Raw genomic sequence first — 16,873 nt, 5'->3', positions numbered from 1 at the left:
GCTCGCCCCGCCTCTCTTCTCTACACGTCGCGGCGGCTGGCGAAGATCTGGCGGCCACCCACCTTGATCTCGACATCCAGTGCGTATCGCCGCAGCGCTTCCGGATTGATCTCGATGCCGAAGCCGGGCGCGTCGGGGATGTTTATCTGGCCGTCGGCATCCGGCTTGATGTGATCGAGCGTCATGTCCACCGCGAGTTGCTTCAACGTCGTCGGATATTCGCAGATCACGTGGTCCTTCAGCCCGGCGAAGGGCTGCAGCGAAGCGCTCAACGCCAGATTCGAGGTGAAGGTGTGGTTGATGTAGGTGACGCCCCGCGCCACCGCGTAGTCGGCGACCTCCTTGGCCGGCGACAAGCCGCCGATGCGCCCGCAGTCGATCTGGATGTAGCCGACCCCGCCGAAGTCGATCAGGTGTTCGGCCATGTAGCGGTTGTGGGCAGCTTCGCCGCCGGCCGTCTTCACGGTCTTCACGCGCTGGCTGAGGGCGCCGTACGCCCGGTAGGCCGAGCCGTGGAACGGCTCCTCGAAAAATGTCACCCGGTTGCGTTCCATGGCGTCGAGGCGCAGTGCCGCCGCCTCGACATCGTCGCCGAAGATCTGCCCGGCATCGATGAGCAGGATGCCGTCCGGCCCGAGGCCTTCGCGCGCGGCGTCGAGATGGGCGATGTCGCCGGCAAGCGAGTCGCCGAACGGCGCCCAGCCGAACTTGGCCGCGCGGAAGCCGCGCCCGTGCATCTCCAGCGCGCGTTCCAGCGTCGCCTGCGGCGTCGAGCCGAAGAGCACCGAGGCGTAGGGAATTTTCGGATAGGCGGCGTCATAGCCCAAAAGCTTCCAGGCCGGGACGCCGCGGGCGCGGCCGAGCAGGTCCCACATGGCCATCTCGATGCCCGACCATGTGTGGGCGGCCTGCAGCAGGTCCATGCTGTTGTAGGCGACGGTTGCCGACATGCGGCGGATGTCGGCGGGGCCGTCGAGCGTCTCGCCCAGAACCGAGTCCGATACCGGACGACAGGCACCATGCGACATCGGACATGCGAACGCCGCGATGGAGGGCAGGGGAGCCGCCTCGCATTCGCCCCAGCCGACATGCCCGCCCGCGCTCACCCTGACCACCAGCGCATCCTGGCTTCCATCAGCCTCGGTGGTCACCTCCGGCATCGCCAGGTAGAAGAAATCAACGCTATCGATCTTCATGGTGTCCTTTACCTTCCTTGCGCGATCAGGCGTTCGAGTTCGCCCGCCTCTTCAGTGGAGGCGGCGTGTGTAGGTTTGTGGCTCGGGGACGAAGCTTGTGTCGGCTTCGATCGGGTAGATGGGGCGTCGGCAAAGCCGGTGGCCGAGCGTCCCGACATTGGCCGAGGTAGAGCCCGGCGCGTCGACATTCAGGTTCCGCTCCACCCACTGGTCGTACATGTGGAACTCGGTGTGCGGCGACTTGACGACGATCAGGTCGAAGCGCCTGGGGTCGAGGCCGTTGGCGAGGTACAGCGAGCGGTCGAAGAGGAATGCCGGCCTGCTGATGACGAGCAGGGTGAAATTTCCGAAGCTCAAAACAGCGCTTGGGCCGGCGTCCAAAGGCAGCCCCATCGTTTCCAGGACCGCCCTGCCGGTCGAGAGCGATTGGACGGTTGCCGTGACGGTCATGGGTTGGAAGCGAAGCCTGTCGACGGTGCCGCCGAGCTGCACCTCGATCATCGCGCCGACACCGGCATCGTGAGCCGCCGCTGCAGCAGCGGCATCGACGATCTGGGCGAGAACGCGACGTGAATATCCGCCATCGCGCAAGGCTCTGATGAGCACGTTGGAATCGCCGCTAGCGCCCGACGAGGTCGCGTCCGCCGCATCGGTGAACACGACCGGGCCATCGAGGTGACGGGCGAGAGCCACCGCCTTGTCGACCGACACGTATTTGCTGACCAGCCTGTGACGGCCGGCCCACATCGCTTCGGCGAGGGCCACCGCTGCTGCCTCCGCGCCACCGTCCGCCTGTTCCGTGACGACGACCGCCTGCGTGCAAAGTTCCGGTGCGTCGGTAAACGGGTTGCCGATCAGCACCTCCGCCGCGAGCGCGGCGCCCGAGCGTTCCAGGAGCAGGGCATCGGCGAGCACGTCGCCGTAGAGGCCGTTTTTTGTCACGCACTCGTCGCCGCGCGCCAGCAAGGGAACGACGACGCGCGCGATGGTCGGCCTCGCGCCGGTATCAACGATCTTCAGCAGCAGCCGCGCCGCGCGTTCGCCGGTATCGGCGAAATCGACATGCGGATAGGTCTTGTAAGCCGTCAGGCCGTCGACCTGCCGCAGCATCCTGTCGGTGAGGATGCCGTGGAGGTCCAGCGAAATCACGATCGGCACGTCGGGCCCGAAGGCCTCCCGGATTTCCTCCAGCAACAATCCTTCCGGGTCCGGTTCACCGACAGCGCCCATGGCGCCGTGCAGGGAGATATAGAGAGCATCCACCATGCCGACATGCGCGGCGACCGCCTGCAGCACCTCGGCCATGAGCCGCCGCCACCCTTCTTCCGACAGCATGCCGGCACTGTCGGCGCGTGCCGATATGGTGGGGACGACGCTGACGTCGGTGCGCCCGTCAAACACCGAAAGCGCGCCGCCGATGGCCGTGTTGAGGCCGCGCCGCGTCAGCAGCGCCTCGCCGGTTTCAATCCTGAAGTCCTCATACTGCGACTGCAGAGGATTGAAGGAGGAAATCTCCTGCATGCATTCGGCGATGAGGATCCTCATGTCCCGGCCTCGATTGCGCGCGGTCGCGGATCCAAGCCTGCCCGCAACATAGCCTGCAGTGCCGTTGCGGTTTCCATGTCTCAGCCCGCCGCAAGGGCGTCCTCGTAGTCGCTCATGACCACGGCCACGGCGTCGCCGCGGGAGATGCGTCCGGGACCAGCCGACATCCACAGGACGCCGTCACTACGGTAGTCGATCTGGACGGGATCCCTGTCGACATCCTCCACGAAATGAATCCAGCCTGCCGGCTGCCCGGCCTTCACGGCGTCGCCGACGACATTCGTCGGCTCGAACAGGCCTGCTGAAGGGGCGAAGGAGTAGCAGGCGTTGTCGCGGACCATCATGTGGCGCGTGCCCCTCGAACCGTCTCGCTGGACCGTTTCGGGACTGCCCTCGATCACGTTGAAATGCTTGAGGACGTTTTCCGCGCCACGCCGGCCGATGCGAACGCCCTCCACGTTCACACGCCCCCATCCGCCCAGTTCGGTGCCGAGCGAGATGGCGCCGCGGCGTTCCACGCAGGAGGTGAAGGTGGCTCCCTCGTCGACACCCCAGAAAACCGTGTTGTAGGGCGCACCGAATGCCGAAGCCGCATCCATCGTCTTCCTGCGCATGTCCGCGTCGGGGAGATAGTGCATGTTGGTCGACAGCGCGGAATCGAAGCTGTGGCCTGCCGTGTGCATGTCGACCGAGACATCGACAAGCGGCAGGATGTGGCCATCGAGGAAATGCGCGAGCATTTCCGAGAACGTGCCCTTGGCGTTGCCGGGAAAGCAGCGGTTCATGTCGCGGTTGTCGACCGGGCTGAGGCGCGTGTCGTTCAGCACCGCGGGGATGTTGTAGGCCGGAATCATGATCACCCGGCCCTGGACCTTCGCCGGGTCGAGCGACCTCGCCAGATAGGAGATGGCGATCGGCCCCTCATACTCGTCGCCATGGATGCCGCCGGTCAGAAGAACGGTCGGACCCGACCCGTTCTTTATCGAGATGATAGGAATCTCGACCACCCCCCAGCCTGACGTGTTGCGCGACAGCGGAGCGCGCAGATAACCGGCCTGCCGTCCGGCGCGGTCGAAATCGATCGGGTTCGTGATACGGCTTTTCTCAACCTGTAGCGCCAAGATGGTGTTCCCCCGTCATTCCCTGCGCCCGGTCCGGCGCCTTGTCATCGAAAAATTTGCATACGGTATACCGTATGTCAACACGCGATTCAGGCCCCGAGTACCCGGTGCAGATCCCGTGTGACGTCGCGCAGCGCATCCTTGTTCAAGGATATGCCAAGGCCGGGACCGTCCGGAATGGCAATCATGCCGTCGCCGTCGAGGGACCAGCCGCCGACGGTGATGTCATCGATGTAAGGCGAACCCCCGATATACTCGACGAGGTCGGCCGTTGGCACGGCCGCGGCGATCTGGAGATCGGCAGCGAGGCCTACTGCCGTGTTCCAGCCGTGGCCGATATATTTCACGCCAAAGGCGTTCGCCATGCGGGCGATCTGGATCTGCTCGGAGATGCCGCCGACCTTGGTCACGTCGGGCTGCACGATGTCCAGAGCCCGCTTCTCGAACCAGGGCAGGTAGTTCTGCCGGCGCGTGATGCATTCCCCGGTTGCGATGGGCACGGGGCTGCGCTGGCGCAGGCTCAGGAAATCGTCGATCGCGTCGGGGCGCAGCGCCTCCTCGAACCAGTGCACGTCGTAGTTTTTGAGCATAGCGGCTGTGTTTACCGCCCAGTTGAGACCGTTCGGCCAGAACGCGTCGCTGGCGCCCGCATCCACCATGAGCAGGCAATCGTCGCCGGCGCCTTCACGCGCGGCGCGCACGATCTGCTCGTCCAGCTTCGCGCTTTCGCGGCGCCCGAACGGACCCCAGCCGATCTTGATCGCGCGGAATCCCTGGTTTCGATAGAAGGCTGTCCGCTTCCGCATCAGATCGGGCATTTCCATTAGGATGGATGCATAGGCTTTGACTTTCGACCGGTAGTTGCCGCCCAGCAGCCGCCCGACAGGCTGGCCGGTTGCCTGCCCGAAGATATCCCATAGAGCGATGTCAACGCCGCTGATGGCATGGGTGATCGAGCCGCCATGGCCCATCCAGAATGTGTTCTGGTGCAGCTTTTCGCTGACCCGCATCGGCTCGATTGCGCTTTCGCCGATCAGGAGAGGGCGCAGCACCTCCAGAGCCGCTTCGACCAGCCGGGCGTCGGTGAAGACGCTGCCGATGCCGAGGTGTCCCTCGCTCGACCTGACGAAGACCAGCGCATGGATAGAGTCATCCGGCTGGATCTCGTTGCTCCAGCCTCCCTTGGGCGATTTTCCAAAAAGCCCCAGCGCCTCGACGCTCGTGATCTTCATGCTGTCGTTCCTTGAGTTGCGTACGGACGGGGCAGGGCCTGTGCGATCCCCTAGGGCCTCCTGGTACCCTGGCGGGCCTGGGGCGTCGCGAAATGATTGACAAGCATCGTCTCGATGTCGGCGGGATTGCCGTCGCGCACGAAGTCGATCAACCGCGCGTGCAACTGCACTTCACCGGTGCGGTCCGACGCTGCTGCCCAGTCGCGGCAGAAAACGATGATCATGTGCTGCGCCAGGCCGTCCCATATCTGCGCGGCGAGTTCGTTGCCCGAGTGCCGCGCTACGGTCCGGTGAAAGTCGAGATCGATGGAGCTCAGAGCCACCGGATCGCCTGAGCCGGAGAGGACGCCCATGGTCTTCAGGATCTTGTTGAGGTCCTTCACAAGCGGTGCGCGATTGTTCCCGGGGCGCATCACATGCTTGAAGATGATGGTTTCGATTGCAAGCCGCAGCTCGAACAGTTCGGCGATCCTTCGCGGGCTGTAGTCGGCAACGCGCAGGCCGCGGTATTCCGGGCCGCTGACGAGAATGCCTCTCAGCTCGAGCTTCTGCATGGCTTCCCGCGCCGGGACCCGGCTGACATTGAGGGCCGCTGCAACCTCGCTTTCGGTGACGCGCTCTCCGGCCGCCTTGTCGCCCCGCGCAATCGCAAGGATAAGGCGTTCCTCGACCTCATCGGCGGTCGTCCTGCCGCGCTGTATCGGAGCGCCACCCCAGGCACGATCTTGAATCTGCTCGTCGCTCCGGCTGCTCATCAGACTCCCGTAAAACTCTCATTCCGTATGTTGGATCGGAGTACCTATGCCGGCATTTTCCGCATACGGTATACAGAATGTCAAGCTGCACAGCCTGGGATCGACCGCTGTGACACGCGGTGCCTTGGCCCCAATCTGAGACATAAGTCAGGCGGAACGATCTTCTAGCATCGACTTTTATCCACCGCCTGGAGAAACGAAATGGATTCGCTCTATGTTTGTAGCTGAAAGCACACGGGCGGCTTCGGACAGCGTGAAATGAAGGTCCGCTTCCGGGTCGGGGTTAGTGGGTAGCAGCCTTTTCCGAATAATCGCTTCTTTCTGATAGCAGCAGCGATGTTTTAATTAGCACCCGGACCAGCCGGCGGCACGTCTCGAGCCGTGCCGCCGGCCGACGCCGTACTGGGAGGCGCAGTATTTTGGGAACACAGAACCTTCAGCGCGGCGTTGTCTTCAAGGCGATCAGTAAACGACGACGCTCCTGATGCTTTCGCCGGCATGCATGAGGTCGAAACCCTTGTTGATCTCGTCGAGCGTCAGCCGGTGGGTGATCATCGGGTCGATCTGGATCTTGCCGTCCATGTACCAGTCGACGATCCTCGGCACGTCGGTGCGGCCACGTGCGCCGCCGAAGGCGGTGCCCTTCCAGGTGCGCCCGGTGACCAGCTGGAACGGCCGCGTCGAGATCTCCTGGCCGGCGCCTGCCACCCCGATGACGATCGACTGGCCCCAGCAGTCGATGTAGAAGCAGCCCGTCGAGCGGACGGCGTCGTTGCAGCGGCTACGGGAGAAGACTTGGCGAGGGCTGGTCTGAACCCCATTCCTGTTCTGCGAGACTATAGGGCGCCTGATGGCTCTTCGATGAAGGTGCCGCCCCGGTGGCCACTCGCTCGGCAGTTTGTTCGCCATATCGGTGAGCCGGTAGCGGCTGTCGTGGCCACATCTCAGCAAGCGGCGCATGATGCAGCGGAAGCGATCGCTTTCGAGGTTGAGGAACTGGCTCCGGTAATCGGCTTGGAGGGGGCGGGGAAAGATTTTCCTCTGGTCTGGCCGAACGCCGGCACGAATGCTGTCGTAGCGCGACGGCTCGGCGATCAGGCGGCGGTCGACAACGCTTTCGCGCAAGCAGCTCACATTGCTGAACTGTCCGTCACTAATCAGCGCCTTTCGGCCGCGCCGCTCGAACCGCGCTCGGTTCTCGCCATGCCTGACGGCGGAAGCGATCGTATCGTCCTGTACACGGCCAGCCAGAATCCGACGGCCGTGCATGAAGCACTTACGAAGCACGTCTTCAACTGGTGCGGCGACCGCCTCAGGATCCTCGTCCCCGACATAGGCGGGGGCTTTGGCATGAAGGGGTATCTCTACCCAGAAGATGCGATTGCGATCTATTTTGCGGAATATCTGCATCGACCGGTGCGCTGGACCGCGTCTCGGTCGGACGAGTTCGCAGGTTCGGCGCATGCACGCGACCAGCTAACGGACGGGGCGCTTGCGCTCGATCGCGAGGGTAGGATCCTCGCCCTTCGAGTCAAGAGTCGCACCAACCTCGGCGCTTATCCCACGCCCGCCGGTCCTCTTATCGCCACGACCCTAGGCAGCAAAGTGATTACGAATGTCTACGATATCCCGTGCGTGGATATCGAGGCACAGGGTCTGCTCACGCATACGCAGCCGACTGCGCCTTATCGCGGTGCCGGTCGTCCGGAGGCGATTTTCCTCATCGAGCGCCTGATGGACAAAGCAGCAGCACAGATCGGTATTGACCGCATCGAGTTGAGGCGCCGCAACCTGATTTCGCCCAGGCAGATGCCCTACAGGACGCCGACGGGCGAGGTCTACGACTCCGGCGGCTTCGAAGCCGTTCTTGACCGAGCCCTGCACGAATCCGATTGGACAGGCTTTGAAGTCCGCAGAGCTGAGAGCGCGATGAAAGGTCGTCTGCGCGGACAGGGTTTTGCGATGTTCGTCGAGTGGACTGGCGCGCATGCCTATACCGAAAACGTGGACATCTCCATTCGTGCGGACGGGACGATCGAGGTCGTTTCGGCGACCCAGCCGATGGGATAAGGCCTGGTGACCTCCTTTGCGCAAATGGTAGCAGCTACCTTCGAAGTCGAGCCGTCCCGTATCGTTGTAGTGACCGGCGACACCGACCGAGCCCGCGGCTTCGGCAGTTTCGGTTCACGGTCGCTGATCGTCGGAGGAAGCGCGATCGTTGTCGGCGCACGGGAAGCGCTTGCCTCATGCAAAGCCGCGGCGGCCGATTATCTTGAGGCGGCGGTCGAGGATATCGCTTACGAGGCCGGTCGTTTCCGCATCGTGGGTACGGATCGAAGTGTGGATTTGTTTGATCTTGCGGCAGAACGGAACGAGAAGGCCATCGCGAGCCGGCACACCGGCGAAATCACGTCAGGTAGCTGGCCCAATGGCGCCTATGTCTGCGAGGTGGAGATCGATCCGGAGACCGGAGCTGTATCGATCGCGAGCTTTACCTGCGTTGACGACGTTGGCGTCGTCGTGAACCCCATGATTGTCGAAGGGCAGGTGCAGGGCGGCGTGGCGCAGGGCATCGGGCAGGCGCTCATGGAACAAGTCATCTACGAGCGCTCTTCCGGCCAATTACTGACCGCATCCTTGCAAGACTATTGCATGCCTCGCGCCGACGACCTCCCGATGATCGACTGCCACACTGACGAAAGGTGGCCATGCCTCACCAATCCGTTGGGCAGCAAAGGCGTAGGGGAGTCTGGAACTGTCGGCGCCACTCCAGCGGTTGCGTCCGCGGTGTTGGATGCGCTGCGGCAAGTCGGCATAAGCGACATCGAAATGCCGATCACGCCTCACCGAATATGGCAGGCACTTCAGGACCGGACGGTTTAGGAAATATTCTGAGCCAATCGGTTTGCGGACAGGTCGCGCCGGCCGGAGCGCCGAATTCCGGCAGCTATCCCTGAGAAGGGCGGAAGCATCGAAGGAGAGCCGGGCTCGATCCGGCTTCTCTTTGCCCGGGGCTTACCCGTTAAATGATACGCAGTCCAATTTCGGCGGGGAATGGTGGGCGATGACGGGCTCGAACCGCCGACATCTTCGGTGTAAACGAAGCGCTCTACCAACTGAGCTAATCGCCCGGAAATCAGGCCCGGACGTTTAAGCATTTCAGCTTTGCTCCGCAAGGAAAATCAGGCCGTTCTCGTGACTTGCCGCACCGGGCCGGAAAGGTTGGTCGGCGACCGAAGCGATCTCTTTCGGTATTCGCGCTTTCTGTGAGATTGCAGCGCTTGACACTACCGATCTAACCCCTTATCCAGCCGCCACGACGCAACACGCCATCACGTGCGCGTCTCATGCGCGGGTGTAGCTCAGTCGGTTAGAGTGCCGGCCTGTCACGCCGGAGGTCGCGGGTTCGAGCCCCGTCACTCGCGCCATTTTCAAACCCTTGTAGCATAAGGGTTTTCGCCATGAATCAGTCATGCAGATTTTCCTGCGTTTCAACTTTCTCGCGGCGTCAGTTTCAACTTTTTGATCTTGTTTAGTTCCGAAGCCTGCCTAAGTCGGCCTATCTTGCGGGATTCGGCGGTAGCTCGGAGTGACTCCGCTTGAGTGGGTCCGTAGGTCCTGCGGAGCTCGTTGTTGTCGTCGATGTCGTTGACCATGGTAGTGGCCAAATCGGTAAGGCTGACGCCCCCTGCCAACGCCTCCATCGCACCAGCGCGGCGCATGTCCCTGAGTTGCCGCTTTTCATCGCGCCCAAACACCAGCGCGCGAACCGTCGAGAAGTCGTCAATCAGTGAGTTCTTTGTGTAAGGCACTCCCTGCCTCGGCCGTCCCCCCTTGGGACCGGGTGCATACCCGCGCGTCCGAAATATCGGTGAACTATCCAATAGCTCGTAACCCAATCCATCCAGATAAGCCTGTATCCGCGATTTCGTAGTCTCCGACAGGAGCCCGAGTGCCTTGCGATCTGTCTTACTACGTCGGGTATCGAACCCCCAGTCGGCGCCGATCTCAACTGCCTCCTTCGGAGTGAGGGTACGAATATCACCTGGGTTGAATCCGGTATCCCAGGCGATATCGATGATGCAGGCTAAGCCGCGATAGCCTTCAGTCCATGCTCGATCGGACAGTCGCTTCACCTCATGGTAGAGCCAGGTCTGGTCTCGGGGTTTAGGCTTCCGTCTACGAATGCCGTCAGCGGGATCGGCATAGGCAGGACACAGCTGCATCGCAGCCATCTTGTTGTAGAGAGCGCGCCAAATCTTGATGCAGCGCCACGCATAGTCATCGCCCTTAGTCTCGAGCAGCGTTTCGTACCATTCGTCGAGATGGAGAAACGTAACCCGCTTCGGATGCAGATCACCAAAAACGGGCTCAATGGCTTTCCACGCTCGTTCCCACTCCTCACGAGTAGCAAGCGGCTTCCGCTTCCAACCCTTGGTTCTTCGGAGTTTCTCGAACGCCTCACCGATCGAATGGCGCGGATACTTGCGTGTCGATCCTTCGGTTTTTACCTTTCTTGCTTCCTGGTATCGTGCCTCCCAGTCTGCCGCGATTGCCCTTGCCTTCGGACCATCCTTGCCGCAGGCGACGCACCTAAAGCCCATCAGCTTCATCTTCGGCGTCGGGACCCAGTACATCAGCCCATTCTTGCGTGACCGGTAATGAGGGAGAACGTTGGTCATAGCCTTGCGATACGCTCCCTGATTTTGCGGTCTAGTATTGGCTGAGGCGCCTCAGTTTCTGAGGCCAACCCAGCCAAGCCGTCGAGCCAATTGTCGATCGCGACCAAGTCGAAATGTCCTGTCACTGGACAGGGGTGCGGGAAACCATGTTGGATCAGGTTCCGCAGCTTCGACTGAAACTCGGAATGGGTTAGGTGGAGCCGGCGGGCGGCTTTGTTTGGTGGAACGAGGCGCGGCTCGACTTTGAACCTGATACTCTCAGATGTGGGCACATTGTCATTGGCTGCGCGCATCGGTCGGAGTCCCTGACGAGCGCCTGTTGTCGTTGGCGGGGCGAAGGTCTCTTGCCCAGTTACGGGGGCTGGCCGCCGGGTCGTGCACCACCCCGAGCACGGATACGGACACGCCGGGGACCGACCCGGTGTCTATCTCCTGGTGGGTTTGGTTCGCTGGGCTTCTCCGTGCACTGAAAAGCCGTGGTGTGCGCCTACGGCCCCTTGCCTGACGAAGCTTCGATTTGGGTTTTCCATCGTCTACTATCATACTCATCTGATGTGACCCTTCTGTCGGCTGGATGCCGATGCTATTCGGTCCGGGGAAAGCGGGTTTCCTGCTCCTACTCCGTCTTCTCCCACGCTTTGGTGGCTGCCTGTGCCTGCTCCCAGATGAGAGGCTGCGCCGCAGCGATGGCCTTCACGCCCTGTGCGTTGCCTCTCCATCGTCCGGTGGCGTGCTCGGCCATCGCCAGCAGCCACCATTCGCGCCGCTCCAAGTCCATCCCGGGGGTGGTGTCGCCGACGGGAATAGCCATTCCCTGCAGCGCCAGATAAAGGCGAGCGCAACTGTGGCCGCCAGCGCAGTTCGCGGTCCCACCGGTGGCGAACGCGAGGATCTTGAGGGCGATGCTCGGCGCGCCGGACTGGCCGGCAAGCCATTGGATCACCAGGGAACCGGGCGTGGGCGTCGATACCTCCTCCAGGGCTCTCGCTATCGCCCGCATAACACCCACTGGACGTTTCGCTGATGGCGCCGCGGCGATGTTTCCCAACACGCTTCTCCTGCCCTTTGTCATCTCTTGGCCTCTTTCGTGATCGTCCTTCTTGGTTCACCCGATATGGAGCGGCACCATTGATTGTACGATGTATTGCTGCCGTCAACCCTCCGTTCTTGGTCGCCGTAGCCAGTGACGGCAAATAACAACGGATCGATGGGTTGCAGATCAACGTCATAGACGCCACTTTTGCTTCCAATAAAAACTGCCTTCCAACTCACTATCCGGATGATGTAGTTACAAGTGTTATCCAAGGCGCAAAATGCGGCCACGTTCGACTAGGATTCGCGACAAACGAGTTCTTGCGAAGTGGAGCTGCTGATAAGGCCGATTTTCGGGAAAATCGCAGGACCCAATCCTTCAACCAGGGATTCGATGGTCCCAAAAACGAGGCCGACTGGCGGCTTTTTCGCCCGCGATGTCGAATCCTTGGCACGCACGTTGCGGACACGGCCTCTGGCAAAGCGTGTTGGGGCGGTTTGAGACGCCACCAAACTGTGCGGAATGGAGTACAGAATGACCCTTGCTGAACCCTCCTGCCGACGGTCTCCCTAGCATGTATTAACCAAGTTGAGCGATGGTCATCCGGCCTTCCAATATCGGTCGAAATCGAGGTCATGTCAGCGGCTCCTCGCTCATCATCCGCTTCCTTACCTCCCTCAGGACGGCAACGAGGTGCATCCCTTCCAGGGTGTCGTGCGCCATGAGCTCGCCGGCGAGGACCCGGATCGCATCGCTGCTTCGATGGATGAGGTCACGGGCTCTTTCATAGGCTGCGTCGAGCCGTGCGCTGACGCGCTCGGCCAGCAGCGGGTTGTACGCGAGCAGCGAGGAACGGTCTTCGACAGGGCGGTAGAGCAGCGGCGATGTCTCGGCAAAACCGAGCGCGGTTTCCATCGCCACGGCGAGCTCGGTCGCTTGGCCCAGATCGCTGTCCGGCGATCCGCCCGCGCCGGCGGTAACAGAACCAAGCATTTCTTCCTCGGCAGCGCGTCCGGCGAGCCGGATGACGAGCAACGCCGTGAAGAACTGTTCCGTTTCTGCTTCCATTGTCGGTGTTTCGCCTTCGGTGTAGCCCCCAGCAGGTCCGTCGATGCTAACGGCGGTGACACGTCCAAGGTCGAGAACGAGCCTGGCGACGGCATGACCGGCCTCGTGGATCGCCATGCGCCAGCGAAGTGGCTGTGGCCGCTCCGGCCGGGCGGAGGTGAGGATGTCATGGATGTCGGCGAACGCGAGCGGTCTGGTTTCGCGTCGTGCCTTCTGGCGCGCATCGCGAACCAGCCGCTCGACGTCAGCGCCACTCATCCCCCGTGCCTTCAGCGCCAGCCGGTGAAGCACGTCGCGGGCAGACTCGCTGGCATCGTTCTGCTCGATCATGAAAGGCCTCATGAATCACCGAATGGGCGATCGGCTGGGCGGCCGAGGCGATACCAGCGTGACAGTGTCCGCGCCCAGCGACGATCCTTCGACATCAACCAAAGGTCGCTCGTAACGATGCGCCGAGCCGCACCGGGCAGCTTCGGATGACCCGTCGACCGCCCGGCGAGACACGCCTCCGGCCTCTGTGTCACTACCCAGTGGTCAAGGATCGGTGCTCCCGCCGCGAGGCGGTCAGGCGGTGCACCTGACCGGATCTTCTCCATATCGTCCACGAGGGCACGAAGGCGCGCCAACTCGCGATCGAAACGTTTGTCCTGGCTAGCGTTGTATGGATCGAACGTCATCATGAGGGAGTGCCTCTGTTTTCGGCAGGATGTCGACGGGATCTCGGTTCGGGCCACGTCTCGGCAGAACCAGCAACGACCACCTCGGCAGGCTCTGAGCTCCCGGCCTCGGCCGAACGGGCTGGCCGTGGTGGAGCACTCGCTACGACGGAGGCGAGATCGTCTTTCAAGTGATGGCGAATGATGCCGATCAGCGCCGTGGTGTCGGGCCGCGGAATGGGGATGTGCGTTTCCAGCCTTCCGGAACGCAACAGCGCACGGTCAAGGGCACCAGGATTGTTTGTGGCTGCGACGACAATGACGCCGGATGTTTTTGCAGCGCCTCCCAGTAGCTCGAGCGCTCTGTTCACGACCGAATCCCAATATGAATTCCATTCACCTGAGCTGCCGCGCCTGCCGATGCCGTCGATCTCGTCGATGAACAGGATCGAGGGTGCGGCGGCCTCCGCTTCTTCGAAGGAGGCGGACATCCGTTTCAGGACATCGCCGAGATAACCAGGCTCAAGCCAGGTCGCGACAGACGTGGCAATCAACGGAATGCCGAGTGTGTTACAGAGCGCCTTGGCAAATTCGGTCTTACCCGTTCCCGGCGGACCGCTGAGCAGCAATTTTACGCCCATGTCCTGCCAGGAGAGCGTTCCCGCCTGCCAGAGCGCGAGATCCTGCTTGAGGGCCAGAGCCCAATCCCTGGCCTTGCCGTAACCAGTCAGTGTCTCGATGCGAGGAATGAACTGATCACGGTCGGTGCCTGTCAGCACGGCCGGTTCGATCCGCTCGCTGCCCGATCCGGGACTGCCTCGGCTGGATTTTGAGGCACTCGAGCAGCTGGTCGTTTGCCGACCGGAATCCTTGTTCGCGGCGCCGCTGCCGTTTCCATCATCTGCGGCCGACGCCAGCCGCATGCGGGCAAGATCATCCAGAAGCTGGAGGGCCCGCTCCACGGACGTGCCCGGCCGGATTGCCAGCGCCAGATCGGCGAGCGTAAGCACGGAGGCATGCTCGTGGGTGATGCCGTCTTCCGGCGCCTCACCGAGAACCACGCTCATCGTCCGGCGAACGATGCCCATATCAAGCGGGCCGCAGATGAGGTTGATGCGGGCGGCCTGCCGAAGAAGTCCTGGCAGCCGATCCCCGTCCTCGCAGACGCCAATGATCGGATGGACGCTTCGTGCGGCGACGAAGACCTGCCTCGCGGTTCTCTCTTGGTCCTCCGAGTCGTACTCGCTTCCCTGGAAGGCGACCATGTGCCAGCGAGCGTCGGAATCATACGCGAAGCGCAAGCCATAGCCGTCCCGCGAGAGAACCGTGCCCTTGCATGTCGCGATCTTGCCGGGGAGGATGAGGCCGCTTCCGAGCAGGTCGAGGAATGTCTCCTCGAATCCTGCAACCCGTCCGGTAACGGTGATGATGGGACTGGGGACGCGCAGCGCCTCCAGGATATCTGCAACAGATATCCCTCCCATGGTAACCGGCTGGGCGACGAGCAGCATGGTGGCGACGTCTACCGCCCGCAGGGGCTCCGCTGATCGGCGCACGGCCTGCAGCAGGCTTGCCATGTCCGGAAGAGCGTGGGATTGCGTTTCAGCGCGACCCTTCCGGAGTCCTTTTGCACTGCGGTCGACCGAACCCTGCAACGCCTCCAGTGCAATGCCGTATTCGTCGTCTTCCGCCGCGCGTCGTGATGATCTGGAACCCGCACTGGCGCCACCCTGAAGCAGGCGCGCGATCTCGGCCTCGGATTTTCCGGCGGTGGCAGGTCCTGGCGCAAAGCTGCGCACCTTGCGCCCTTCGGCGGTGCGGAGTTCTTCGACTAGGATTCCACGCTCCACCGCATGGTCGATGGCGTCAGCCTCGGCACGGTGGCGCAGGCGCCAAAGGAGATGGTCTGCAAGACGGGTATCCATCACCCAGGCCTCCGCTTCGAATTGCGCAAAGGTTTCAGGTCGAGGAGCCCGCAGGTTTCGAGCCATTCCGCAACCATCACGCAGGCCGGATCGCCTTCCTCGACCCGCCGCGCCAGAAGTTCGATGATGACGGCAGGGAGAGGAGCCCGTTGCGCGAGGCTGATCCGGGCAAAGTGGATAGCGAGGCCCACCGTGATGGCCGGGTCTTCCATGGCCTTGATCCGGCAGTCGCAGGACACGATGCCGCCAGCGCGCCGGAGCGTGGCGCAGGATTCATTGTGCCCGAGCAGGGTCAGCAACTGCTTCGAGGCCGTTGCCTTGCTCGGCGTCACGGTCGGCGTCAGTTTGCGGACCGGCGAGCGGGGCGACGTACGAGGTTTCGACCTCGGGGCTTCTGCTCCGATGCCGTTCCCAGCATCTGCAGGATTCGTTGGCTTCCGGCGGCGGGTTTTCGGCGTTTCGACGGTCAGCCGCAAAGGCTCCGTCCAGGGGACTGGTTTTCTCATGGAGACATACTCCTCCCGTTCCGCGGGCAGGCCGCGGTCGGTGATTTCGACAATGGAGGTGGGGATCGCCCGCTGCCGTCAGTGCAGACCGGGTCTTCGGGCGTATCCGAAACGGGGCTGTTGCATCGCAGACGGCTGCAACGGAACGACAGAGGCCAACTCGTCCGGAGGCGGCACAGGGTCGTCGGCTGAGGGATTCGCCCTGGGGACCTTGCGGGATTCGGTAGGTTCGCCCGCCAGCATCCGGCACTGGCGCGCGAGTTCATTCTGGACCCGCCCGGAGAACGTCTCCCGGACCTGCCTAATGAATTCGGCGGCGCCCTCGGTTTCGATGAGGTCGTCGATTTCGGAAATCCTAAAGACGCCGCGCTCGGGATCGGACATCTCGTCCGCGCCGTCGACGATCGCGGTCTCAATCTTCACCAGCAGCGGCCCCCGATGTTCCGCCACCCATTCCGGAGCAATCGCTGCTACGGCCAGCATCCTGAACCGCAGCCGGTCCACTTCCTTCGGACGGTAGGAGCTGAGGGACCGCTTGATGTCCAGGATCAGTCCGCTATGAGATGTCCTGTTCACCACGAAGAGATCGGGCTTGTAGGACTCCGTCGCATGCACCCGGGACGGAAAACGGACCCCCTTGATCTCGTCGGAAGGCGTCCGCTTCAGCATCTCCTGGGCCGCCGGCACAATCGGCATCGGCTTCGCCGGCAATAACCTCAGTTCCGGGTTCCGCTGAACCGCCAACTTAATGGCCATTTCGAGAAGCCGACCTTCTTGCATGACCGCTGAGCGGAAAAAACCGAAGAGTGACGCATATTCCCCGAAGGTGATGTCATCGCGGCCCACGCCGGCGAGTGCCGACTTCATGGTTTCATCAACCAGCCTGTCGATGTCGTTGTCGGAGGGGTTGGGCGGCGGTGATCCTGCCGATTGTCGAATTTGGCGTCGATAACCCGTCAAACTCTGCCGGTCCCCTGTCGGGGGGCGGAAATGCTGTCTATCAATTCTCATAGCCCAAGACCTCTTACTAGGTTGCGGGTCAGGCCTTGGTCTGGTGTTGGCGCATCAGACGGAGGCCGATTACGTCCATGCCGCAGCGTGAACGGCCGCAACCGATCGGGATCCGAGCGAGATCTCAAACAAAAGGCGCCGGT

14 protein-coding genes, 2 tRNA genes and 1 pseudogene are annotated in these 16,873 nt (G+C 62.4%); 3 read left to right on the top strand and 14 right to left on the bottom strand.

What is annotated here, in order from left to right:
- Positions 1 to 20 precede the first annotated feature (20 nt).
- From D8676_RS15455 to D8676_RS27685, 6 genes and pseudogenes are all read right to left on the bottom strand, one after another.
- On the bottom strand, positions 21 to 1,196 hold the full coding sequence (locus D8676_RS15455) for a mandelate racemase/muconate lactonizing enzyme family protein (protein WP_121581967.1): 1,176 nt from the start codon (positions 1,194 to 1,196) through the stop codon (positions 21 to 23).
- 51 nt (positions 1,197 to 1,247) lie between these two features.
- The gene (locus D8676_RS15450) at positions 1,248 to 2,741 is read right to left on the bottom strand and encodes a M81 family metallopeptidase (RefSeq protein ID WP_121581966.1); all 1,494 of its coding nucleotides are present in this window, start codon (positions 2,739 to 2,741) and stop codon (positions 1,248 to 1,250) included.
- An 80-nt stretch (positions 2,742 to 2,821) separates the two neighbouring features.
- Positions 2,822 to 3,862, bottom strand: a complete 1,041-nt coding sequence (locus tag D8676_RS15445; protein ID WP_121581965.1) for a succinylglutamate desuccinylase/aspartoacylase family protein — start codon at positions 3,860 to 3,862, stop codon at positions 2,822 to 2,824.
- Positions 3,863 to 3,951: 89 nt separating this feature from the next.
- A complete protein-coding gene (locus tag D8676_RS15440) occupies positions 3,952 to 5,094 on the bottom strand; it encodes a mandelate racemase/muconate lactonizing enzyme family protein (protein ID WP_121581964.1) in 1,143 nt (380 codons plus the stop codon).
- 50 nt (positions 5,095 to 5,144) lie between these two features.
- Positions 5,145 to 5,849 (bottom strand): GntR family transcriptional regulator, encoded by a 705-nt coding sequence (locus D8676_RS15435; protein WP_121581963.1) that lies wholly within the window; start codon positions 5,847 to 5,849, stop codon positions 5,145 to 5,147.
- 462 nt (positions 5,850 to 6,311) lie between these two features.
- Positions 6,312 to 6,581 (bottom strand): annotated as a pseudogene (locus tag D8676_RS27685) (S-(hydroxymethyl)glutathione dehydrogenase); the annotation flags it as partial.
- Here D8676_RS27685 and D8676_RS27930 point away from each other — a divergent pair.
- A complete protein-coding gene (locus tag D8676_RS27930; protein WP_348629019.1) occupies positions 6,516 to 7,919 on the top strand; it encodes a xanthine dehydrogenase family protein in 1,404 nt (467 codons plus the stop codon). The pseudogene D8676_RS27685 and the gene D8676_RS27930 overlap by 66 nt on opposite strands.
- Positions 7,920 to 7,925: 6 nt before the next feature.
- Positions 7,926 to 8,732, top strand: a complete 807-nt coding sequence (locus tag D8676_RS27925) for a molybdopterin cofactor-binding domain-containing protein (RefSeq protein WP_121581961.1) — start codon at positions 7,926 to 7,928, stop codon at positions 8,730 to 8,732.
- A gap of 172 nt (positions 8,733 to 8,904) precedes the next feature.
- On the opposite strand, the gene D8676_RS15410 is transcribed toward D8676_RS27925, so the two are convergent.
- Positions 8,905 to 8,980, bottom strand: a tRNA-Val gene (locus D8676_RS15410).
- A gap of 220 nt (positions 8,981 to 9,200) precedes the next feature.
- On the opposite strand from D8676_RS15410, the gene D8676_RS15405 reads away from it, so the two are divergent.
- Positions 9,201 to 9,277, top strand: a tRNA-Asp gene (locus D8676_RS15405).
- Between the two features lie 63 nt (positions 9,278 to 9,340).
- Here D8676_RS15405 and D8676_RS15400 read toward each other — a convergent pair.
- From D8676_RS15400 to D8676_RS15370, 7 genes are all read right to left on the bottom strand, one after another.
- Complete coding sequence (locus D8676_RS15400; protein ID WP_147448202.1) at positions 9,341 to 10,531, bottom strand: hypothetical protein; 1,191 nt, start codon at positions 10,529 to 10,531, stop codon at positions 9,341 to 9,343.
- Between the two features lie 616 nt (positions 10,532 to 11,147).
- Positions 11,148 to 11,579, bottom strand: coding sequence for a hypothetical protein (locus D8676_RS15395; RefSeq protein ID WP_147448201.1), 432 nt, complete (start codon positions 11,577 to 11,579; stop codon positions 11,148 to 11,150).
- A gap of 618 nt (positions 11,580 to 12,197) precedes the next feature.
- Complete coding sequence (locus D8676_RS15390; protein WP_183097113.1) at positions 12,198 to 12,962, bottom strand: ATP-dependent Zn protease; 765 nt, start codon at positions 12,960 to 12,962, stop codon at positions 12,198 to 12,200.
- An 8-nt stretch (positions 12,963 to 12,970) separates the two neighbouring features.
- On the bottom strand, positions 12,971 to 13,228 hold the full coding sequence (locus tag D8676_RS27920) for a DUF6634 family protein (protein WP_348629018.1): 258 nt from the start codon (positions 13,226 to 13,228) through the stop codon (positions 12,971 to 12,973).
- An 80-nt stretch (positions 13,229 to 13,308) separates the two neighbouring features.
- Positions 13,309 to 15,213, bottom strand: a complete 1,905-nt coding sequence (locus D8676_RS15380; protein WP_183097112.1) for an ATP-binding protein — start codon at positions 15,211 to 15,213, stop codon at positions 13,309 to 13,311.
- Complete coding sequence (locus D8676_RS15375; RefSeq protein WP_121581955.1) at positions 15,213 to 15,689, bottom strand: hypothetical protein; 477 nt, start codon at positions 15,687 to 15,689, stop codon at positions 15,213 to 15,215. Before D8676_RS15375 ends, D8676_RS15380 begins: the two co-directional genes overlap by 1 nt.
- Positions 15,690 to 15,797: 108 nt before the next feature.
- Positions 15,798 to 16,679 (bottom strand): hypothetical protein, encoded by an 882-nt coding sequence (locus D8676_RS15370; protein ID WP_147448200.1) that lies wholly within the window; start codon positions 16,677 to 16,679, stop codon positions 15,798 to 15,800.
- Positions 16,680 to 16,873: the final 194 nt, after the last annotated feature.

Origin of the sequence: Mesorhizobium sp. YM1C-6-2, assembly GCF_003666685.1 — a bacterium.
In the GTDB taxonomy this organism is placed as follows: Bacteria; Pseudomonadota; Alphaproteobacteria; order Rhizobiales; family Rhizobiaceae; genus Mesorhizobium_K.
This window is presented reverse-complemented; position numbering and strand designations above follow the sequence as displayed.